Below are 19,870 nucleotides of genomic sequence, written 5' to 3'. Positions count from 1 at the left end.
AGGAATGATGCCAAAGATATTGATAGTTGAAGACGAACCAAGTATGCGATTAGGATTAAAAGATAATCTTGAATATGAAAGCTATGAAGTCGAAATAGCAGAAGACGGAAAAGTTGGATTAGAAAAAATTCATTCATCTAAATATGATTTAATATTGCTGGATGTAATGCTTCCAAAAATATCCGGATTCGATGTATGCAAGACTATAAGGAAAGAAGGAAACACAACTCCGGTAATATTGCTCACGGCAAAAGGTGAAGAAATTGATAAAGTGTTAGGACTTGAACTCGGTGCAGATGATTACATAACAAAACCTTTCAGTTTACGCGAATTACTAGCAAGAATAAAAGCTGTTCTTAGAAGAAGTGAAAATTTATCGAACCAAGACCATTCAATAATTAAAATCGGCAAACTCGATATTAATTTTGAAACTTATAATGCATTTGAAAACGGAAACTCTGTTCAAATGTCGCATAAGGAATTTGAAGTACTCAATTATCTTTGGAAGAAAAAAAACAATACAGTTTCTCGTGATGAGCTTCTTGCTAATATTTGGGGTGAGGATGTTTATATAACAACACGTACGATAGATAATTTTGTTTTGAAACTTCGTCAGAAAATCGAAATAGATTCAAACCACCCGCAAGTAATTTTGACTGTTCATGGAATTGGTTACAAGTTAATCAATGCTTAATGACTGTGACAATTTATTACAATCATTTACTTTGAACTGACAACGATTACAGATTGCCTCGGTAAATTTGAAATAGAAATTTTACTAGGAGGCAGTGATGAAAACAATAGTTAAAGTAGCAACAATATTAGTTTTTTTCTCAGTATCAATAATGATTAATTTAGCTGAAGAAGCACCAAATTTGAGTGAAAGTGAAGTTGCAACATTAATTGAAGGAATAAAATCAGAGAACTATGGTTTAATGAGAAGTTCTATTTTTATTGCAGGTAAGTATCGAGTTGAAGAAGCAGTAGAGGCTCTGTTTGAAGTTTTGGAAAGAGAATCTGATCCCTCAAATTTAGTTTTAGTTTCATTAGCGATATATAGGATTGGAAATCTGGAGGCAATGATGAAAGTGATCGAAACCGCAAATAATTCAGAAAATAATCATACCAAGAATATTCTTTCTGCGATTGCGATGAATTACTTAGTGGAGAATGAGATACCATTTTCTTTAAAATAGAAATGATTCAGTGACAATTTATGACAACTAATTACAATTAATTAACAAATGTTCAGCCCCATTTCACGATTTTTGAATGAAATTATGAAAACATCTATTCAGAAAATATTAGTACTAGTTCTTCTCATTTTAATTCCTTCGGCAATTAAAGCGGACGAGTGGGAAAGAGTAGTCAACCTTAGAGGTTATTGGAAATTTACAATTGGTGATGATTTGAAGTGGTCATCGCCAAACCATAATGATAATAGCTGGGAAGATATCCGTGTTCCATCATCTTGGGAATCTCAAGGATTTCATGGTTATAATGGTTACGCATGGTACAGAACAACTTTTGAATTACCAAGGGATGCAGAGGGATACAGTATAAAAATACAGTTGGGGTATATTGATGATGTTGATGAAGTTTACTTAAATGGTAATTTAATCGGTAAGTCCGGCAGTTTTCCTCCAAATTATTATACGGCATATAATGTTAATCGAAGTTATCCTATTCCGGATAAGTATTTAAATAAACATGGCATTAATACAATTGCCGTAAGAGTCTTTGATTCTCAACTTGACGGCGGAATAACTGGCGGAGATATTGGAGTATTTGCATACACTGGTGGAATGAAACTTGATCTAAACCTCGAAGGCGAATGGAAAATTAGTGCCGGGGACAATTTTGAATGGAAAGATGCAAATTTTAATGATAGAGATTGGGAATCTATTTTTGTTCCTGGCTATTGGGAACCACAAGGCTGGACTGATTATGATGGATTTGCTTGGTATAGGTTAGAGTTTACAGTCCCGGAGAAATTAAAAGGTAAGAAACTTGTAATGGTCCTCGGCAAAATTGATGACTTGGATGAAGCATATATCAACGGTAAAAAAGTTGGTTCTACAGGTGTGATTGATAGTAAATGGGAATCAAATTTTTCAAATGAGTATGCCGAATTTAGAGGTTATTTTTTAGCGGATGATGTTATAAAATTTGGTGAAAAAAATATTTTAGCTGTTAGGGTGTATGATGGCTACTTGGATGGTGGAATCTATGAAGGACCAATCGGATTAATTACACAAGATAAGTATCGTACTTATTGGAAAGAGAAAAAACGTAAAAAAAATATTTGGGATATAATTTTCGGAAATTAGTACCTCCCAGCCTTAAACTGTAAACCGGTAGGGTAAGGGGTTTACCGGTTTGCGGTTTGTTTTAATAAGAAATCTCCCACAACGGAATAAATCCTGAATCTTTTACGACTTTTTGTCCGGCCGGACTCAAAACCCAATCAATAAAATTTTTAATAGCCCCGGTTGGTGTTTTTGAAGTGAAGAAATGCAGGTAACGTGTAATTGGGTATCTATCGTTTCTGGCGTTAGCTTCCGAAGACTCAATTCCATTTATTGCGGCATGAGTTATATCTTCTTTATATCCGATTCCTCCATAACCTATTGCATTTTCATTTTCATCAATGAAATCAATAACGGATTCAGTTGTTGGTAAAACAACAGAATTATTACAGTATTGTGAACCCTCCAAAACATGTTCTAAAAAGTATAAATGAGTTCCCGAATTTGGAGTCCTGATTACAGTCTGAATCATCTTATTCTCGCCTCCAAGTTCTTTCCAATTATTAATTTCACATAAAAATATTTTTTTTAATTCTGAAAGCGTAAATTCTTTTACCGGATTGTTTTGATTTATGTAAATACTTAGTGCATCTTTTGCAATTAAATAGTACATGCCAAGAGAACCATAATATTCGGCAAGTAATTTTGCTTCTTCGGCTTTTAGATTTCTTGATGCCGTTGCAATATCAACTTCATTATTAATTAGCGAATTTACTCCGCTTGCTGTTCCACCACCGGAAACATATATTGAAACACTTGGGTTTCCCTTCATATATTGTGCTGCTAGTTTCTCTGTAAGTTGCAGCATAGTATCAGACCCCTTAATACGTATAGTTGCGACTTCATAATTTGAAGAAGTGCAGCCGGCTAGAACAATTATTAAAACAATATCTAATAATGATCTTATTTTCATTTATCGTTTCTCTGCGATTGAACGGAGTCTGGTATTTAGATATGGTGAATTCTCATTCCATTCCGGTTCTTTAGTAGAATTACAAACTGCTAGAATAAATTGCATTAAAAACTCGGAATGTTGTAAAACAGCGTCATAATTAATTGGCAGACTTAAATCATCTTGCGGAGTATGATAATACATTTTGCTGAACTCAATGAATTTCTCAATTCCTTTTTCCTTCGATATATTTTGATAATCAATTCCTTCTAATATTAAAATAGAAGGAACACCAGCAACAGCAAAAGATATCTGATCAGAACTACTGAATGCATCACTAATCTTAAATATTGGAGGAACATTCGTAACACTTAAACCCAGTTGACTAGCTGCTAAGGCTAGGAAATTATTAAGATTGGAATACTCACTTCCGATGCCTACGACACTATTAAATTTGTCAAATGATGCAATTCCATCAATGTTTAAATTAGCAATTGTCTTGTAAAGCGGAACAGGCGAGTGATCCACGTAATATCTAGAACCAAGTAATCCTTTTTCTTCACCGGTAAATAAAGCAAATATTATCGATCGTTTGGGTTGTATGTTTTCTGTTTTTATTGCTGAAGCAATTTCTAACAAAACCGAAACACCAATTGCATTATCAAATACACCGTTATAGACTGAATCTCCATTAACCTCAGGACCAATACCCAGATGATCGTAGTGTGCGGAAACAACCATATATGAATCTTTCAATTCATTATCTTTTCCTTCAATCATTCCGATAATATTTGACGAGATAAAATCTCTTCTTTCAAATACTCCTTTAAAACTAATTTTTGTTAATAAAGGAAAGCTCATCATTCTGTTTTTGATATGCATATCGTAAATATCATTAAGCGAAAACTGCGAACCAATAAAAAGATTATCTGCTATGTTGGGATTTAACAACACGCTAAGATTTGATGTAACCGAATAAGCAAGTTGAACATTCTCGAATAAATAATTGGTTTTTATTTCTGCCCAATCAAAATTTGGTTCATCTATTAAATTCGGTATGATTATTATCCCGCTTGCACCGCGCGAAATAGCAAATCTTTTTTTTGATTCCACTAAACTATAAATAGTTGGATTTGCTCCGTCGAAGTATTTAAAGTCATTCGATGTTGGTTCGCCTTCAATTACAACTACAACTTTTCCTTCTACATTAATTGACTGAAAATCATTATAATCATATTCGGGTGCTATAATTCCATAACCGGCAAAAATTAATTGTAAAGGCATCGGTGTAAAGGTTTGATCTCCGTCTTCTAACAAGATATAATCGTTTAATAATTTTAGTGAAGTTTGATTCTCATCCCTATCATAAATTGTTAAGCGGGATTCAATTTTAGGTTCGCTTCCGTGCATTGGAATGTATTGATAATATGTCCCGTTCGAACCAAGTGGAATTATATCCAACTTAGAAAATTCTTGTGCTAAATATTTTGCGGCTAATTCACCACCGGTTGTTCCGGTCCCTCTTCCCTCAAAAATATCACTGCCAAGAAATGAAACATGTTTCTGAATTTTCTCGATAGAAATACTTGTTGCAGGATTTTGAGCAAAAACATTATTCACCAATATGAAAAAAAGATAATATGTAATTTTCTTAGATAATTGCATTAATCACTTAACGGAGATATTTTCAATCTTATATTAAAAATAAAATTTGCGAAAATTAAACAAATTTAGCCGACATTTTGTTTACAAAAATGTAAGATTTAAAGAAACCACTTTGCTGATAAAATGTATAAAGGACAATCAATCGGAATATTAATGAAGATTCTTAAAATTGCTGCTTTTACTGCATTATTTGCTATTCTCAATATTAATGCACAATCCGTCAGAACTGATTATGTGGAATCGGAATTGATTTCGGAAGTTCAATCTATCCAACCCGGGACTCCTTTCTGGTTAGCACTGCGATTAAAAATGGATGAACACTGGCATACATACTGGCTTAATGCAGGAGATGCCGGTTTACAAACAAAGATAGAATGGAAATTACCAGAGGGATTCACGGCGAGTAAAATCCATTGGCCGTATCCTGAAAAAATATACTTAGAAGATCTAGCAAACTTTGGTTATGAAGGTGAGGTATTTCTTTTAACAAAAATTACTCCTCCGAATGAGATAAATTCCAAAGAAGTACAAATCTTTGCCGAAGCGAGCTGGCTTGTTTGTAAAATTGAATGTCTTCCAGGCGAGGCGGAACATTTAATAACAATTCCTGTCAAGAGTGATACACCTCAACCTATTCAAAAATGGCAACAAGCTTTTGCAGATACTAGATTTAATTTACCATTATTAAACTCTGATTGGAAAATTACTTCTGTCAAGAATGAAAGTGGAGTAAGTATCAATATTCTGTCCCCCGATCAATCTGCAATTGTCGAAAAGATTGAATTCTTTCCATACGAAGGTAGCATCTTTCAAAATGCAGTTGATCAAAAATTTTCAAAAAAAAGTGACGGTTATATTCTTACAATTCCCTTTGATGATTTCAAAGTTACTGATCCAGATTCGCTTAAAGGAATTTTAGTTTCAAGTTATGGCTGGAGAGGGGAGAATTCCGAGAAAGCACTTGAAGTAATTATTCCGTTTGGTGAGCAAATTAGTCCGGGGCTGAAAAATAACTCAACAATTTGGATGGCGTTAATTTTTGCTTTCATCGGGGGAATGATTTTAAATCTTATGCCGTGCGTACTTCCTGTGCTTTCTATTAAGATAATGGGATTTGTTCAGCAATCAGGTGAAGATAAAAAGAAAATTATAAATCATGGATTGATGTTCACAGTTGGTGTTTTAATTTCATTTTGGATACTTGCCGGGGCTTTACTTGGCTTAAGAGCCGGTGGTGAAGAACTTGGCTGGGGATTTCAACTTCAATCACCTGCGTTCATTATTATTCTTTCGGTGTTCTTGTTTTTGTTTGCATTAAATCTATTTGGAGTTTTTGAAATAGGAACCTCGCTTATGAGTATTGGATCAAAATCTTCAAATAAAAGCGGATCATTTGGTGCATTTATGAGCGGTGTAACAGCCACAGTTGTCGCAACGCCTTGCACCGCACCATTTATGGGTACAGCTTTAGGCTTCGCAATTGTTCAACCACCAATCGTTACGATGATAATTTTTACTTCGCTTGCACTTGGAATGGCATTCCCGTACTTACTTCTTACAATTTTCCCCGCTTGGTTAAAATTTTTACCAAAACCTGGTGCATGGATGGAAACTCTTAAACAATTTATGGGATTTCCACTTGTGGCTACAGTGATCTGGCTGGTGTGGGTTCTCGGATTGCAAACCGGTTCTGATGGTGTTGCATCTTTGCTAATGACTCTTTTACTTGCATCTTTAGGAGTTTGGATATACGGTAAATGGGGAACTTTTAATAACAAGAATTCGGTTAAGATATTATCAAGAATTGTAACAGTCGTCTTAATTATTGCCGGACTTTTCTTCGGAATAAGTACTACCGCTTCATCATTCAACAATTACAATACAATTACCAATAATACTTCGGGCGTTCAATGGGAGAAGTTTTCACAAGTTAGAGTTGATGAATTAAGAGCGGAGGGCAGATCAATTTTTATTGACTTTACAGCCGCGTGGTGTTTAACTTGTCAAGTTAATGAACGAGCTGCAATTAATAAATCTGAAGTAATTGCAAAACTTAATGAAAAGAATGTAGTTGCGCTGAAAGCAGATTGGACGTCGCGTGATGATGAAATAACCAAAGCTCTCGCGAAATTTGGACGAAATAGTGTTCCACTCTATGTAATCTATTCGGAGAATTTAAGTGAACCATTAATTTTACCGGAAATATTAACGACCGGAATAGTTTTAGAAGCACTTGAAAAAATCAATTAACCACAAATAAAGGAGTTGGTATGAAAAGGTTCAAATTAATTTCGTTGTTTCTATTTATATCATTAGCACTTTTCGCATCAGAAGCAAAAGTGGGTGAAGCGGCACCAAACTTTACTTTGAAAGACAGTAATGGAAATGAACATTCACTTGCCGATTTTAAAGGTAAGTATGTTGTTTTGGAATGGATAAATTATGATTGTCCTTTCGTGAAGAAACATTATGAAAGCGGCAACATGCAAATGCTTCAAGAAAAATATACCGCAAAAGATGTAGTTTGGTTAACAATCTGTTCCTCTGTTCCGGGCAAGCAAGGTAATTTTGAAAACGAAGAAATCAATAAGAGATCAAGCGATCATAAAGCAAAGTTTACCGCATACTTGATTGATGATACGGGCGCAACCGGGAAAGCATATGGTGCAAAAACAACACCTCATATGTACGTAATCACTCCTAAGGGTGTGTTAGAATATGCAGGTGGTATTGATGATATACCATCGGCAGATCAAGATGATATAGCCAAAGCTACAAATTATGTAGCCAAAGCATTGGATGAATTAATGTCAGGGAAAGAAGTTGAAGTAAAAACTTCAAAACCATACGGGTGTTCTGTAAAGTATTAAGATAATTTTTGCCTCCTGAGTAAAGGGATTGGTTGAGTAATATCATATTATTCAATTAATCCCTTTTTCGTTACTTCAATTTATTTGATTAGCACTCCCATTTAAATTACTTTGGTTGTATTCAAAAAAAAAGAATTCAGGTCAAATTATGAGTAACCTCGATCTAAACAATTTCCTTTCACGAATTGAACTATTCAAAGAACTTTCCGAACAAGAATTAGACAGTATTTCCGGAATATTAGATAAAAGATATTACAAGCCCGGCGATTTTCTCTTTAGCGAAAACGTACAAAGAAAGAATTTATTCCTTATTGCCAAAGGGGAAATTGAACTTTTCAAAAAATCACCATTTGGCGATGAAAAAAGATTAGCAATATTCACCATGTATGACTTTATAGGCGAAGGTGCGTTGCTAGATGATTCACCTCACTCAACTTCGGCTAGAGCTATTGGTGAAGCTGAAATTCTAGTTATTAACCGCGATAAGTTTAGAGAATTATTTAATGAAAACGCTGCAATCGGTTTTAAGATTCTTGCAAATATTGCAAAAGTAATTTCACGAAGAATGCGTTCCGCGAATACTCGTGTAATTAATATTGCGGCTCAATATCAATCCGGACGTACACGTAAAGAGCACGATTTGCTTGGAGATAGAGAAGTACCATATGAATTTTATTATGGAGTTCAAACTTTACGCGGAATGGAAAACTTTAACATCAGCGGCGTTACTTTAGCTTCTTTTCCAACTTTGATTGAAGGGCTAGCTATGGTGAAACTTGCCGCAGCTCAAGCTAATCATGAACTTGGACTCCTTTCAAGAGAAATCAGTGATGCAATTGTTCACGCATGTACGGATATTATTAATGGAAGATTTCACAGTCATTTTGTTGTTGATATGATTCAGGGCGGGGCTGGTACTTCGACAAATATGAATGCAAACGAAGTAATTGCAAATCGCGCACTTGAAATCATGGGCTATGAAAAAGGGGATTACGATCATTGTCATCCAAATAATCATGTCAATCTTTCTCAATCAACAAATGATGCGTATCCAACTGCTGTTAAAATCGCATTGATCAACAGCAACAAAAAATTAATTGAGGTTCTGCAAGATCTCATTGAATCATTTCACAATAAAGCTAAAGAGTTTTCAAATGTTATAAAAATGGGACGAACCCAACTTCAAGATGCCGTTCCCATGACACTCGGACAAGAATTTGAAGCATACGCAGTAACGTTAGCGGAAGAGATTGTACGACTTGAACAAAATGCAAAACTATTTTTAGAAGTAAACATGGGTGCAACGGCAATCGGTACTGGCATTAACTCTGATCCGGACTATAGCGAAAAAGTCGTTAAACATTTACGCGATGTAACAGAACTAGATATTATACTTGCCGAAAATTTAGTTGAAGCAACACAAGATACAGGTGCATTCGTGATGTATTCTTCAGCCGTTAAGAGATTGGCTATAAAGCTTTCAAAAATTTGTAATGATCTTAGATTAATTTCATCAGGACCTCGTACGGGAATAAATGAGATAAATCTTCCGCCGATGCAACCCGGCTCGTCCATAATGCCGGGAAAAGTGAATCCGGTTATTCCAGAAGTTGTAAACCAAATTGCATTTAAAGTGATAGGCAATGATTTAACAGTAACTCTTGCGGCCGAAGGCGGTCAATTAGAGTTAAATGTTTTTGAACCGGTAATAGTCCAAAGTCTTTTCGAATCCATCGAAATGTTAAAAAACGGCATGATGACTTTGAAATACAAGTGCATCGATGGAATTACGGCAAACGAGAGACGATGTCGTGAACTTGTAGAAAATTCAATTGGATTAGTAACAGCTTTGAATCCTGTGCTTGGCTATGAAAAATCTACGAAACTAGCTAAAGAAGCACTCGAACAAGATCGTGGAGTTTATGAATTAGTATTGGAAAAGAAATGGCTGACTAAACATCAACTAGATGATTTACTAAAACCTGAAAACATGGTTAAACCGAGGAAGTATAAGTAACGTTTTTATTTGTGTATCGAAATTCTTTGATTCAGAAAGAGTTAACAATTACAATTTTAGAATAACTCAATAACATATTTGCAATATTTTTCTCAAATAAATTTATTTGCTGTTTTCGATTGCATTCTAATGAACATCCAGTAAAAATCTCTCCAACATGTTTTTTCTTCGCTCACTCTACAAATTATCACTTTCACTTGTTTATAAGTATCATTTTATATATCATAAATTAATATTCCCTGAATTAATAGAGGTGATTAAAATGAAATGTAAAATTCTTATGACCGAATTTGTCACACATGATGTAAAAAGCTTTATAGTTGAAAAACCAAAAGACTATACTTTTAATCCTGGTCAGGCAACAGAAGTAAATATTGACGATGATAAATGGCGAAAAGAAAAACGACCTTTTACTTTTACTTCCATGGCAGAAGATGAAGTATTACAGTTCATCGTTAAAAAATATCCTGATCATGAAGGTGTAACTGATAAAATGCATGAGTTGAAGTCAGGTGATAAAATCGAAATTGGAGATGCATGGGGTGCAATACAGTATGAGGGTAAAGGTGTCTTCATTGCAGGAGGTGCAGGCGTTACTCCCTTTATTGCAATTCTACGTGACTTAAAAACCAAAGGTGAAATAGAAGGCAATAAACTTTTGTTTTCTAATAAAGAAGAAAGAGACATAATTCTTGAAAAAGAATTTAAAGATTTACTTGGGGATGATTTCATTACTACACTAACACAAGAGAAAAACACAAAACATCACAATGGAAGAATTGATGAACAATTCCTCAAAAATAATGTTAAAGATTTTTCGCAGAACTTTTATGTATGCGGGCCGCCAAAGTTCATTGAGAGCATCACTCAAATTTTAAAAAATCTTGGAGCTGAACCGGATTCAGTTGTGATTGAAGAATAAATTTCGATTTTGACCGAAAATCGTAAAATACGCAGCAAATTAAAGACGATTTCCACCTCTTTTGATTGTGTTTACAAAGGGTTAATACTATTTTTACTGATACATTTTTTTATAAAAAGTACGAATAAATATCATTTCGAAATTGAAGGAAGATGGAGGTAGCAGTATGTCTAACGCGTATTTCAAGGTTCCGGTACCTATTAACGAACCAGTAAAAAGTTACATCCCAGGAAGTCCCGAAAGAGAAGCACTTACTAAAAGAATAAGTGAATTAAAATCACAACAAATTGAAGTTCCATTGATTATCGGTGGTGAAGAAGTCAAAACTGGTAACACTCAGGAAATGGTTATTCCTCACAACCATAAACATGTTCTTGGAGTTTACCACAAAGCAGGCAAAAAAGAAGTTGATATGGCAATTGAAGCAGCTCTTGAAGCCAGAAAAAAATGGGCTGACATGCCTTGGGAACAACGTGCTGCTATATTCTTAAAGATGGCTGATTTACTTGCCGGTCCATGGCGGGCAACTTTAAATGCTGCTACAATGCTCGGTCAATCCAAAACAGTTTATCAGGCAGAAATTGATTCAGCATGTGAGCTGATTGATTTTTACAGATTCAATACTTATTACATGACACAAATTATGTCAGATCAACCTTACTCTCCCGCAGGAATGTGGAATCGAGTTGAATACAGACCGCTTGAAGGTTTTATATTCGCAGTAACTCCTTTTAACTTTACATCTATTGCGGGTAATTTACCTACAGCTCCTGCAATAGTTGGTAACGTATCACTATGGAAACCAGCATCAAGCTCGGTTTACTCAGGTTATTGGTTAATGAAATTGTTCGAAGAAGCTGGTCTGCCGAAAGGTGTTATTAATTATGTTCCCGGTTCAGGTGGACAAGTCGGTAATCCTGTAATGGAAAGTCCACATTTAGCTGGAATTCATTTTACAGGTTCGACATCAGTATTTCAAGGTATGTGGAAAACTATCGGTAATAATTTATCGAAGATGAAATATTATCCAAGAATCGTTGGTGAAACAGGCGGTAAAGATTTTATCTTTGCTCATAACTCCGCAGATGTTGATGCACTTGTAGTTGCCGCACTTCGCGGGGCGTTTGAATATCAAGGACAAAAATGTTCTGCCGCTTCAAGAATGTACGTTCCGAAATCTATCTGGAGTGAATTCAAAACTAAATATGTTGCGGAAGTAAAGAAAATCAAAATGGGTGATGTAGAAGACTTCACTAATTTCTTTGCCGCCGTAATTGATGATGCAGCTTTCAAATCTATTACAGAATATATTGACTACGCAAAAGAATCTAAAGATGCTGAAATTATAACCGGCGGAAATTACGATGATTCAAAAGGTTATTTTATTGAACCGACTACAATTGTTACAACAGATCCAATGTTTAAAACAATGCAGGAAGAAATCTTCGGTCCGGTATTAACTATTTATGTTTACGAAGATGAGAAATTTGATGAAGCATTGGATTTATGTGATACAACTTCACCTTATGCGTTAACCGGTGCAATCTGGGCACAAGATAGATATGCGTTGATCAAAATGTCGGATAAGCTAAAAAATGCTGCAGGTAATTTTTATATAAATGATAAACCAACCGCCGCAGTTGTTGGTCAACAACCATTCGGTGGCGGAAGAGCGAGCGGTACAAATGATAAAGCCGGCAGTGCTATGAATTTGTTGAGATGGATGTCGGTTAGAACAATGAAAGAAACTTTCGATCCGCCAAAAGATTGGAAGTATCCGTTTATGCAGAAATAATTTTTCTAACCTTAGAGATTCCATCTTTTGGAAAGATGGAATCTCTTTTTTTTCTAATCCGTAGGCTTTTCCGGTGCAGGGTAACTTGCAAAAAATTCATCGTAAAATTTTTTCACATATTCATTAATCAATTCGGTAATTCTATCATAGTTTTCTGATTTTACAATTACTCCCACGTGATTTTTTTTGTTTAGTCGCCAAACGACTTCTTCATCATGGAAAGCATTCATATCCGGCCATTCTTGTTTAGCAAGTGAAAGTAAAATTGCAGCATGATTGTTCTCAATACTTGGTAATTCATAATCGCCTTTGCCGCCAAGCAATTCAATTTTTGCCCATTCTTCCCAGAGATTAATTCCACTTGCGGCTTTAACAAGTTCATGCAAATTTGCTCCTCCTACACGTGCGGATGTTTCAAGAAAATAAAACTTACCATCGCTTTTAGCTTTTATAAATTCGGTATGAGAAACTCCGCGAAGCAACCCCATTGCGTTTAATACTTGTATGTTCATTAACTTCAATGCTTTGTCTTCATTCGTTTCTTTTTGGATAGTCCGGCTTGTAAAAACTCTACCTTCATGAGCAACTTCCATCGGTGGATGACCGTACTTGCTCGTAATTGCAAACTTTATCTCATTGTTGTATATAATCGAATCCACATGATAAATATCTCCGGGAATAAACTGTTCCAAAAGGTAAAAAGACTGATCATCACCAAGATTTTCTATGGCATTCCAAAGTTCTGAAGGTGAAGTAATTTTTTTAATTCCAATTGCACCGGCTTGCATTCTTGGTTTTAAAACATAAGGTGGATCAAAAAGTCTTATAAAAATTTTAATTTCATCATAATTCAATATGTGAACAAATTCGGGTGCATTGATTCCAACTTCCTTTGCCCGCATTCGCATTGCAAGTTTATCCCTGAAGTACCGAGCAGTTGTATCACCCATACCGGGAACGCGTAAATGTTCTCTTAACTTTGCTGCCTTCTCAACATCAAAATCATCGAGAGCAACAATTCTATCTATTTTAACGGAGCGTGCTAAATAACTAACTGCATTAATGACATCATTCATATTCCATTCTTTGTTTACATCGGGCATATAATAAATATCGTCTAAATACTCTCTAGGCCAGTTTGCACTTTCCAAACTTTGTGAAGTCAGTAAAATTACGTTAGCGCCTAACTTTTTAAGAGCTAACATAAAATCATAGCCCTTCTCATAACTTGCTATGCATAAAAATGTCATTGATATGCTCGCTTTTTAATTAGATGAGAAATATTAGCTTTCATTAAGGTGAGAATCAAGATGATTAAACGATTGTACACATTTCATCAATTGACTTTTTAGAGATGTTAGGAACTCTTGTCCCTTCTTTAGGAAAACCGGTAACAAGAATCAAATATGGTTTCTCGTTTTCAGGTCGATTAAGAATTTCATTCAAAAAATTCATTGGACTTGGAGTATGTGTTAATGTTGCCAACCCACAATTATGTAAGGCAGTAATTAAAACTCCGGTTGCAATTCCAACCGATTCTTTTGTATAGTAATGTTTTACTTTATTTCCCGTATCATCTATACCGTATTTCTTTTCGAAGATTATGATTAAATACGGGGCATATTCGAGAAAGGGTTTTTCTGCATTTGTTTCAAATTGTTCCAGAGCTTGAAGCCATTCATCAGGTGCTTTACCACCGTAAAACTCACGTTCTTCTTTCTCTGCCCCTTCTCTAATTTTCTTTTTTACTTCCGGGTCTTTAACTATTACAAAATGCCAAGGCTGCATATTGGCTCCGCTCGGAGATGAGCCGGCTGCTTTAATGCAATTCAAAATAATCTCATTCGGAAAATCTAGTGAAGAATATTCGCGAATGGTTCTCCTTTTTTTTAGAAAATTCGAGAACTCTTGTGAACGTTTTTTCATTTCATCAATTGAGAACTTAGGAAAGTTCTTAAGCTCTATAAATTTATCTTTATTCATAAATGATAAGATAATGTTGATAAGGTTCAAATTCCAATAGGAAAGTTTGTCGGTACTGGTCGCAAATTTTACGATCTCTACGAATTAGATATGAAAATACAATTTATAAGTAAGTCTAAAGTTTCTACCGGCTTCCGGAAGTATTGATTTTACACGAGACAAATGATTGCGGTATTCTTTGTTGAGAATATTATCTACGCTCAATGAAAAGTTATGAATTAAATCTCCCGCATTTAATGAATATTGGAAATATGAATTTAAGACTGCAAATCCTACTGTTGGTTCTTCGAATTCATCAACATCATTCTGTGAAGCGGCTAATTCGGAGTTAATTCCAATTGACCATTGATCTGTTGAATAACTTATTTCAACGTTCCCCTTTAAGGGAGGAATTTGTGGGAGAGATTTATCAGAATCTTTGATTTTACCTCTCGTGTAACTCAAAGTAAAACCAATCTTAAAATGATTCCAAAATCTATAACTGACCTGTCCTTCCACTCCATAAAATAGAGCGGCTACACCTTCGGTTTGATAGATTGGTAGAAATGTTGCAAAGTTAGTTTCCCCGGTATTTCTGGGTATTATATAATAACCCAAATCGTTTCGAAATACATTGAGATGAAAATAAAGATCACTGAAATTGTGGAACACAAAAAATTCCATACCCCAACCACGTTCATCTTCTAATTGTGGATTTCCAATTTCATAAGAATATGCGGCAAGATGTGGACCCTCTGAAAATAATTCTTCAATGGTTGGAACTCTGGAGGATTTATTTAGATTGATTCCGAAATGAACAATGTTGGTAAAAGAATACAACGCAGATAGCGATAACGAATAAGTGTGATAATCTCGCTCTTGGATATTACCGATTTTAGCATCCGGCTTTGGAGTATCAGGTGAAATCTTATCAAAATTATATCTAGCACCGAACTCAAAACTAAAATTATTGTAGTTAAATGACTCGTAAACGTAGGTTGAGAAATTAAACGAATAAGATTGTGGAGTAAATACAAATCCACCAATATCAAAGTCTCGATACTCCGAAGATAATCCGAATGTACCATTACTAAGAAATCCGAATCCTTTATAATTGAGATTAATATAACCCAAGTAACTTCTTATTTTGAATTCGGAACCGATTAATCCACCCGATTCAAATTCTTTATGCCGGTAAACTGCAGTGCTAAAATGTGCTTCGATGTTGTCGAAAGATTTCGAAGGCAAATCAATAAAAACTTTTGTGTTAAATTGTCGTTTGTACATTTCAATATCTACACCGTTTGGATGGGCGCCGATAAATCCTCCCGGGATACCATAATCTAAATTAAAATCTCTATAAGAGATACCAACCATCCCAAATGCTGGGAAGTAACTTCCACCGAGACTCCAATTATAATTTTGCGAATAAGAATTATCAAGTTTTCCTACAGGAGTATTCAAATTCTCAGTTTTTCTTCTACTTCCTTCTAACCTCAGCGCAAATGGTTTAAGAGGTACTTCTGTAATTAGAGAACCCAAATAACCATTATTTGCACTCTCACCGTAGGTTCCAAATACTCCGTAAATTTTATCATGAACTTCTATTGGGATTTCATCTCTAACAACATTTACAACTCCACCTAAAGTTGTAGGAGTATGAATCAATACTTTGGGTCCGCGCAATACTTCAATTTTGTTTACTCCAAAAGGTTCGATGGTAACAGCGTGATCTGGTGAAGTGGCAGAGAGGTCAACAGTTTTATTTCCATCTTCTGTGATCAAAACTCTATCGCCACCGAGTCCGCGAATCACAGGTCGTGCAGGTGCAGGGCCCATTGACCGAATGGCTAATCCTGTTTCATTTTTTAATGTAGCGGCAAGACTTAATCCAAGTTCTCTTTGTAATTCTTTTCCGCGTAAAACATTTGACGATTCATAAATTTCATCAAACTTGGACATTATGTTTTGTCCTGATACAATTACAGGAGCCATATCAATTGCTTTCGGAATGAGATATAAAATTAGCTGCTGGTGGTTAACTTTTTCCAGATCGATTGTTTTTAGTTCTTCTTTGTATGCAACGTGCGTGATTTTTAATTGATAAATTCCAAGTTCAGAGAAGATTAGATCAAAACTTCCATCTGCTTTTGTGGTTGTAAAAATATCCTCGCCTGTTGTTCGGATATTCACATTTTCAATTGGTCTATTTGTCTCGCCATCAAGAACAATTCCGGAAAGATGTATGTCGGGATGTTGTCCTAATAAAAATGTTGGAAGTAAAAAAAGTAGAAAGACCACAAACTTCCTGTTGTGGTCTTTATAAAATTTTGTGACTTTTATATTTATAGAAGAAAAAATCATTAGTTATCAATTTTAACAGGAATCAAACCGGAACGATAGTCACTATGTCCATTATGCAATATCTTAATTTCTATTGTAGTAATTCCAACGGCTTTACCCTCTAAATGAAATTCAAATGCACCGAGTTCATCTTGTTCGAATGCAAGTAAATTTGTGTCAGTGATATCAATTCCCATCGTTGTTTCATCATCAGTAGGCGGGTTCACAACTTTTTCATCTTCATCTAAAAACTTTACATTATAATGATCCGATAATATGCCGACTTTGGCAAAAAGTGTATCAGAAGTTACACCACGTAAAATTCTTACAACTTCAGCACCGGTTGCATCATAAACTACTGTTCCGATTGCCTCAAAATGTTCTTCTTGTGGTGTAACTGGATCATCATCGCCGCATGAAGTAAATACAAAAACGAATAAACTGATAAATAAAACTAATACTGGTTTTTTAAGAATAGTAAACATATTCTCCTCCTTAGAAATTTAGTGAAATCTTTTTGTTTAGTTGTGCAAGTAAAAGCTAAACTATTGGAGGAGCGCGAAGCGAATTGGAGCTAAAAGAAAGTCTTTGGAGAGGAATTGATTGAAAATTGAATTCATCAAATGAAATAAGTGAAAATTCTGAGATGGTAAAATCTGAAGCCGGTATATAATTAAATGTAGATAGTAAATGACAAATATCGCAATGTAGTGTTTGATGTGAACCGGATAATCCGTCATGTTGACTATTTATAAAAGAATGTTCAGTGCCATTAACAATATTAATTGGATGGAAGTGAAAAACAAGACAGAGATACAAGAGAGAATATAAAATTAAAACTGATGTACTGAGCTTTCTTGATTGCGATATCTTTTGCATTAAAATCATTCAATAAATGTACTAAATATTAATAACAGATTTCAAGTCCAAATAAAACCAGCCATTTAAAAAACTTTATAAATTAATTATTGAAAAACAAATCTAAACTGATTAACTTAATATAAAAATATAAATACGTAATAAGGATTTATCCCTTATGGATGATAGGGTAGAATTTGATTATCGCAGTTCTAATCCCGAGACTAATTTTGTACCACGTGCTGTTTTAGAAATCTCAGAATCTATTAATAATTCTCAAAATTTAGATGAACTTTTTAACAAAGTTCATCAGATAATTAGCGAATATATCCCTTCCGATAGCTTTTACATTGCATTATATGATAACGATACAAAAGAAATTACATATCCGTTCTACTTTGATCAATTGGATGAATCGTTAAATTCCGAGAAATTCACTCAAGGTTTTGATGACATAACTACTTTTGCTATCAATCATGATAATCCTTTATTAATAACCGCAAAAATGTTTAATGAATTAGTAAAAACCGGAAAGATCTCCGAAACTTCGGAAATGTTCAGTGAATGGCTTGGCGTTCCTTTAAAGACAAATGATAATCAGACAATCGGGCTTATGGCATTGCAAAGAAATAAATCTGAATTGGTTTTTTCAGATTCACATCAAAGCTTTCTAAGATTCGTTTCCGAGCAGATTGCCAAAGCAATTCAGTACAAAAGAACTGAGGAGGAACTCAAAAATAATGAACTTAAGTTCAGAATGTTATATTCAAAAAATCCACTTATGCTTTTTATTGTTGATGAAAATGGAAAAGTAATTGACGCAAACGAAAGAACTAAAATTGATTTGGGCTATGAAGCACAAGAATTAGTCGGTAAAAATGTAAAAAGTGTATTCCATCCCGATGACCAATTAATGATCACAAAAAACATTAAAGAATGTTTGGCTAAAAAGGGGTCAACACTTGTTTGGGAACTGCGAAAAATTACAAAAGGCGGTGAAACTATCTGGGTAAGAGAATATGCAAGTGTTTTAGATTTTCCGGCCGAAAAGAAAACAATTTTGATTGCATGTGAAAATATTAATGAAATAAAAAAAGCACAACTGAATATAATTTCAAGTGAAGAGAAATATAAGTTGTTAACAAACAACATTGATGAAATGATTCTTATGCACGATGTAAATGGTGAAATAAATTATGTAAATGAAGCTGGACTCAGCCTTTCGGGATTTGATTTTTCTGAACTAATGGGTCGGAATATTTACAAACTTTTTAGTGAAGAATATGGACATGAAATTCGTGATTATATAGCCAACAGTGAAAAGATCAATTCACTCTTCCTTTTTGAAGTGAAGTTAATATGTAAAAATGGACTTAAAATTCCATTAGAAATTAGTGTTAATAAACTCAAGAAGCATAATTCACATGAAAATTTATTGGTTGTTGCGCGGGATACCCGGTTAAGGAAATCCGAAGTTCAAAACTTAAGAGACTATAATGAAGAACTGAAAAAATCAAATTCTGCTAAAGATAAATTCTTTTCCATTATAGCTCATGACTTACGAAGTCCGTTTAATGCTTTGTTAAGCTACACAGAAATTTTACTTGAAGATTTTGATGAATTAAAAAAAGATGAATTAAAAGAGTATATCCACCACATTAAAAATGTTTCGGGAAACATTTTTGAGTTACTTAACAATTTGCTTGATTGGTCTAGAATGCAAACCGATAAATATCAAATTGATCCTGTTAATGTTGACATACAAGAAGCAATTTATGTTGTACTAAGATTATTCCGTGAAAGTGCAAAGAGTAAAAAGATCGATATGCAATTTGAAAGTGATACGAGATGCTATGCTTATGCAGATGCAAATATGATTTCAACTATTCTAAGAAATCTCATTTCGAATGCTATAAAATTTTCGGAAGATAATTCAGTAATCAAAATTAGTTCTACAAACGAAAAAGATTATGTCCGGGTTACAATTGAAGATAACGGTGTTGGAATGCTTGAAGAAGATATTGCAAAACTTTTTAGAATTGATATTAACTATACAACCTTAGGGACGCATAAAGAAAAAGGAACCGGGTTGGGTTTGGTTTTATCCAAAGAAATGATTGAGAAAAATGGCGGAGAAATTTTTGTTGAAAGTCATATTGGAAAAGGAACTAAATTTTCGTTTACAATCCCAAAGAAGTAAAATTAAATTTGTTAAGACAAAGAAAAACCGTTGATAA

The 19,870-nt window shown here is 34.4% G+C and carries 15 protein-coding genes; 9 read left to right on the top strand and 6 right to left on the bottom strand.

Features of this window, described 5'->3' with window-relative positions:
- Window positions 1-7: 7 nt before the first annotated feature.
- From QY331_14950 to QY331_14940, 3 genes are all read left to right on the top strand, one after another.
- Window positions 8-694: a response regulator transcription factor gene (locus tag QY331_14950; protein ID WKZ69257.1), complete on the top strand. Its 687-nt coding sequence runs from the start codon at window positions 8-10 to the stop codon at window positions 692-694.
- A gap of 97 nt (window positions 695-791) precedes the next feature.
- Window positions 792-1,196: a hypothetical protein gene (locus QY331_14945; protein WKZ69256.1), complete on the top strand. Its 405-nt coding sequence runs from the start codon at window positions 792-794 to the stop codon at window positions 1,194-1,196.
- An 84-nt stretch (window positions 1,197-1,280) separates the two neighbouring features.
- Window positions 1,281-2,330, top strand: coding sequence for a beta galactosidase jelly roll domain-containing protein (locus QY331_14940; protein ID WKZ69255.1), 1,050 nt, complete (start codon window positions 1,281-1,283; stop codon window positions 2,328-2,330).
- 61 nt (window positions 2,331-2,391) lie between these two features.
- On the opposite strand, the gene QY331_14935 is transcribed toward QY331_14940, so the two are convergent.
- Both QY331_14935 and QY331_14930 read right to left on the bottom strand, forming a co-directional pair.
- Window positions 2,392-3,222, bottom strand: a complete 831-nt coding sequence (locus QY331_14935) for a phosphate ABC transporter substrate-binding protein (GenBank protein WKZ69254.1) — start codon at window positions 3,220-3,222, stop codon at window positions 2,392-2,394.
- The gene (locus QY331_14930) at window positions 3,223-4,866 is read right to left on the bottom strand and encodes a M28 family peptidase (GenBank protein WKZ69253.1); all 1,644 of its coding nucleotides are present in this window, start codon (window positions 4,864-4,866) and stop codon (window positions 3,223-3,225) included.
- A 153-nt stretch (window positions 4,867-5,019) separates the two neighbouring features.
- Here QY331_14930 and QY331_14925 point away from each other — a divergent pair, with 153 nt between their 5' ends.
- The 5 genes from QY331_14925 (at window position 5,020) to pruA (ending at window position 12,470) form a co-directional block, all read left to right on the top strand.
- Window positions 5,020-7,116 carry a protein-disulfide reductase DsbD family protein gene (locus QY331_14925; protein ID WKZ69252.1) on the top strand — a complete coding sequence of 699 codons (2,097 nt, stop codon included), beginning with the start codon at window positions 5,020-5,022 and terminating at the stop codon, window positions 7,114-7,116.
- A gap of 20 nt (window positions 7,117-7,136) precedes the next feature.
- Window positions 7,137-7,736 (top strand): thioredoxin family protein, encoded by a 600-nt coding sequence (locus QY331_14920; GenBank protein WKZ69251.1) that lies wholly within the window; start codon window positions 7,137-7,139, stop codon window positions 7,734-7,736.
- 148 nt (window positions 7,737-7,884) lie between these two features.
- Entirely contained in the window at window positions 7,885-9,753 is a 1,869-nt protein-coding gene (aspA, locus tag QY331_14915; protein WKZ69250.1) for an aspartate ammonia-lyase, read from the top strand.
- 262 nt (window positions 9,754-10,015) lie between these two features.
- Window positions 10,016-10,675 carry an FAD-binding oxidoreductase gene (locus tag QY331_14910; protein ID WKZ69249.1) on the top strand — a complete coding sequence of 220 codons (660 nt, stop codon included), beginning with the start codon at window positions 10,016-10,018 and terminating at the stop codon, window positions 10,673-10,675.
- Between the two features lie 166 nt (window positions 10,676-10,841).
- Window positions 10,842-12,470, top strand: coding sequence for an L-glutamate gamma-semialdehyde dehydrogenase (gene pruA / locus QY331_14905; protein WKZ69248.1), 1,629 nt, complete (start codon window positions 10,842-10,844; stop codon window positions 12,468-12,470).
- Between the two features lie 53 nt (window positions 12,471-12,523).
- On the opposite strand, the gene QY331_14900 is transcribed toward pruA, so the two are convergent.
- The 4 genes from QY331_14900 to QY331_14885 form a co-directional block, all read right to left on the bottom strand.
- Window positions 12,524-13,675, bottom strand: a complete 1,152-nt coding sequence (locus QY331_14900) for an ATP-grasp domain-containing protein (protein WKZ69247.1) — start codon at window positions 13,673-13,675, stop codon at window positions 12,524-12,526.
- Window positions 13,676-13,784: 109 nt separating this feature from the next.
- Window positions 13,785-14,396 (bottom strand): nitroreductase family protein, encoded by a 612-nt coding sequence (locus QY331_14895; protein WKZ71308.1) that lies wholly within the window; start codon window positions 14,394-14,396, stop codon window positions 13,785-13,787.
- A 141-nt stretch (window positions 14,397-14,537) separates the two neighbouring features.
- Window positions 14,538-16,733: a TonB-dependent receptor gene (locus QY331_14890; GenBank protein ID WKZ69246.1), complete on the bottom strand. Its 2,196-nt coding sequence runs from the start codon at window positions 16,731-16,733 to the stop codon at window positions 14,538-14,540.
- 62 nt (window positions 16,734-16,795) lie between these two features.
- A complete protein-coding gene (locus QY331_14885; GenBank protein ID WKZ69245.1) occupies window positions 16,796-17,260 on the bottom strand; it encodes a hypothetical protein in 465 nt (154 codons plus the stop codon).
- Window positions 17,261-17,811: 551 nt separating this feature from the next.
- Here QY331_14885 and QY331_14880 point away from each other — a divergent pair.
- Complete coding sequence (locus tag QY331_14880; GenBank protein ID WKZ69244.1) at window positions 17,812-19,833, top strand: PAS domain S-box protein; 2,022 nt, start codon at window positions 17,812-17,814, stop codon at window positions 19,831-19,833.
- Window positions 19,834-19,870: the final 37 nt, after the last annotated feature.

It is taken from the genome of Melioribacteraceae bacterium (assembly GCA_030584085.1).
Lineage (GTDB): Bacteria > Bacteroidota > Ignavibacteria > Ignavibacteriales > Melioribacteraceae > SURF-28.
The sequence above is the reverse complement of the archived record's forward strand: the minus strand, read 5'-3'. Positions and strand labels throughout refer to the sequence as shown.

Bases quoted from the DNA above. Each gene is read 5' to 3' on its own strand.
- aspA (WKZ69250.1), top strand. From the start codon at position 7,885: ATGAGTAACCTCGATCTAAACAATTTCCTTTCACGAATTGAACTATTC.
- pruA (WKZ69248.1), top strand. From the start codon at position 10,842: ATGTCTAACGCGTATTTCAAGGTTCCGGTACCTATTAACGAACCAGTA.
- QY331_14945 (WKZ69256.1), top strand. From the start codon at position 792: ATGAAAACAATAGTTAAAGTAGCAACAATATTAGTTTTTTTCTCAGTA.
- QY331_14940 (WKZ69255.1), top strand. From the start codon at position 1,281: ATGAAAACATCTATTCAGAAAATATTAGTACTAGTTCTTCTCATTTTA.
- QY331_14950 (WKZ69257.1), top strand. From the start codon at position 8: ATGCCAAAGATATTGATAGTTGAAGACGAACCAAGTATGCGATTAGGA.
- QY331_14935 (WKZ69254.1), bottom strand. From the start codon at position 3,222: ATGAAAATAAGATCATTATTAGATATTGTTTTAATAATTGTTCTAGCC.
- QY331_14930 (WKZ69253.1), bottom strand. From the start codon at position 4,866: ATGCAATTATCTAAGAAAATTACATATTATCTTTTTTTCATATTGGTG.
- QY331_14880 (WKZ69244.1), top strand. From the start codon at position 17,812: ATGGATGATAGGGTAGAATTTGATTATCGCAGTTCTAATCCCGAGACT.
- QY331_14925 (WKZ69252.1), top strand. From the start codon at position 5,020: ATGAAGATTCTTAAAATTGCTGCTTTTACTGCATTATTTGCTATTCTC.
- QY331_14900 (WKZ69247.1), bottom strand. From the start codon at position 13,675: ATGTTAGCTCTTAAAAAGTTAGGCGCTAACGTAATTTTACTGACTTCA.
- QY331_14895 (WKZ71308.1), bottom strand. From the start codon at position 14,396: ATGAAAAAACGTTCACAAGAGTTCTCGAATTTTCTAAAAAAAAGGAGA.
- QY331_14920 (WKZ69251.1), top strand. From the start codon at position 7,137: ATGAAAAGGTTCAAATTAATTTCGTTGTTTCTATTTATATCATTAGCA.
- QY331_14910 (WKZ69249.1), top strand. From the start codon at position 10,016: ATGAAATGTAAAATTCTTATGACCGAATTTGTCACACATGATGTAAAA.
- QY331_14885 (WKZ69245.1), bottom strand. From the start codon at position 17,260: ATGTTTACTATTCTTAAAAAACCAGTATTAGTTTTATTTATCAGTTTA.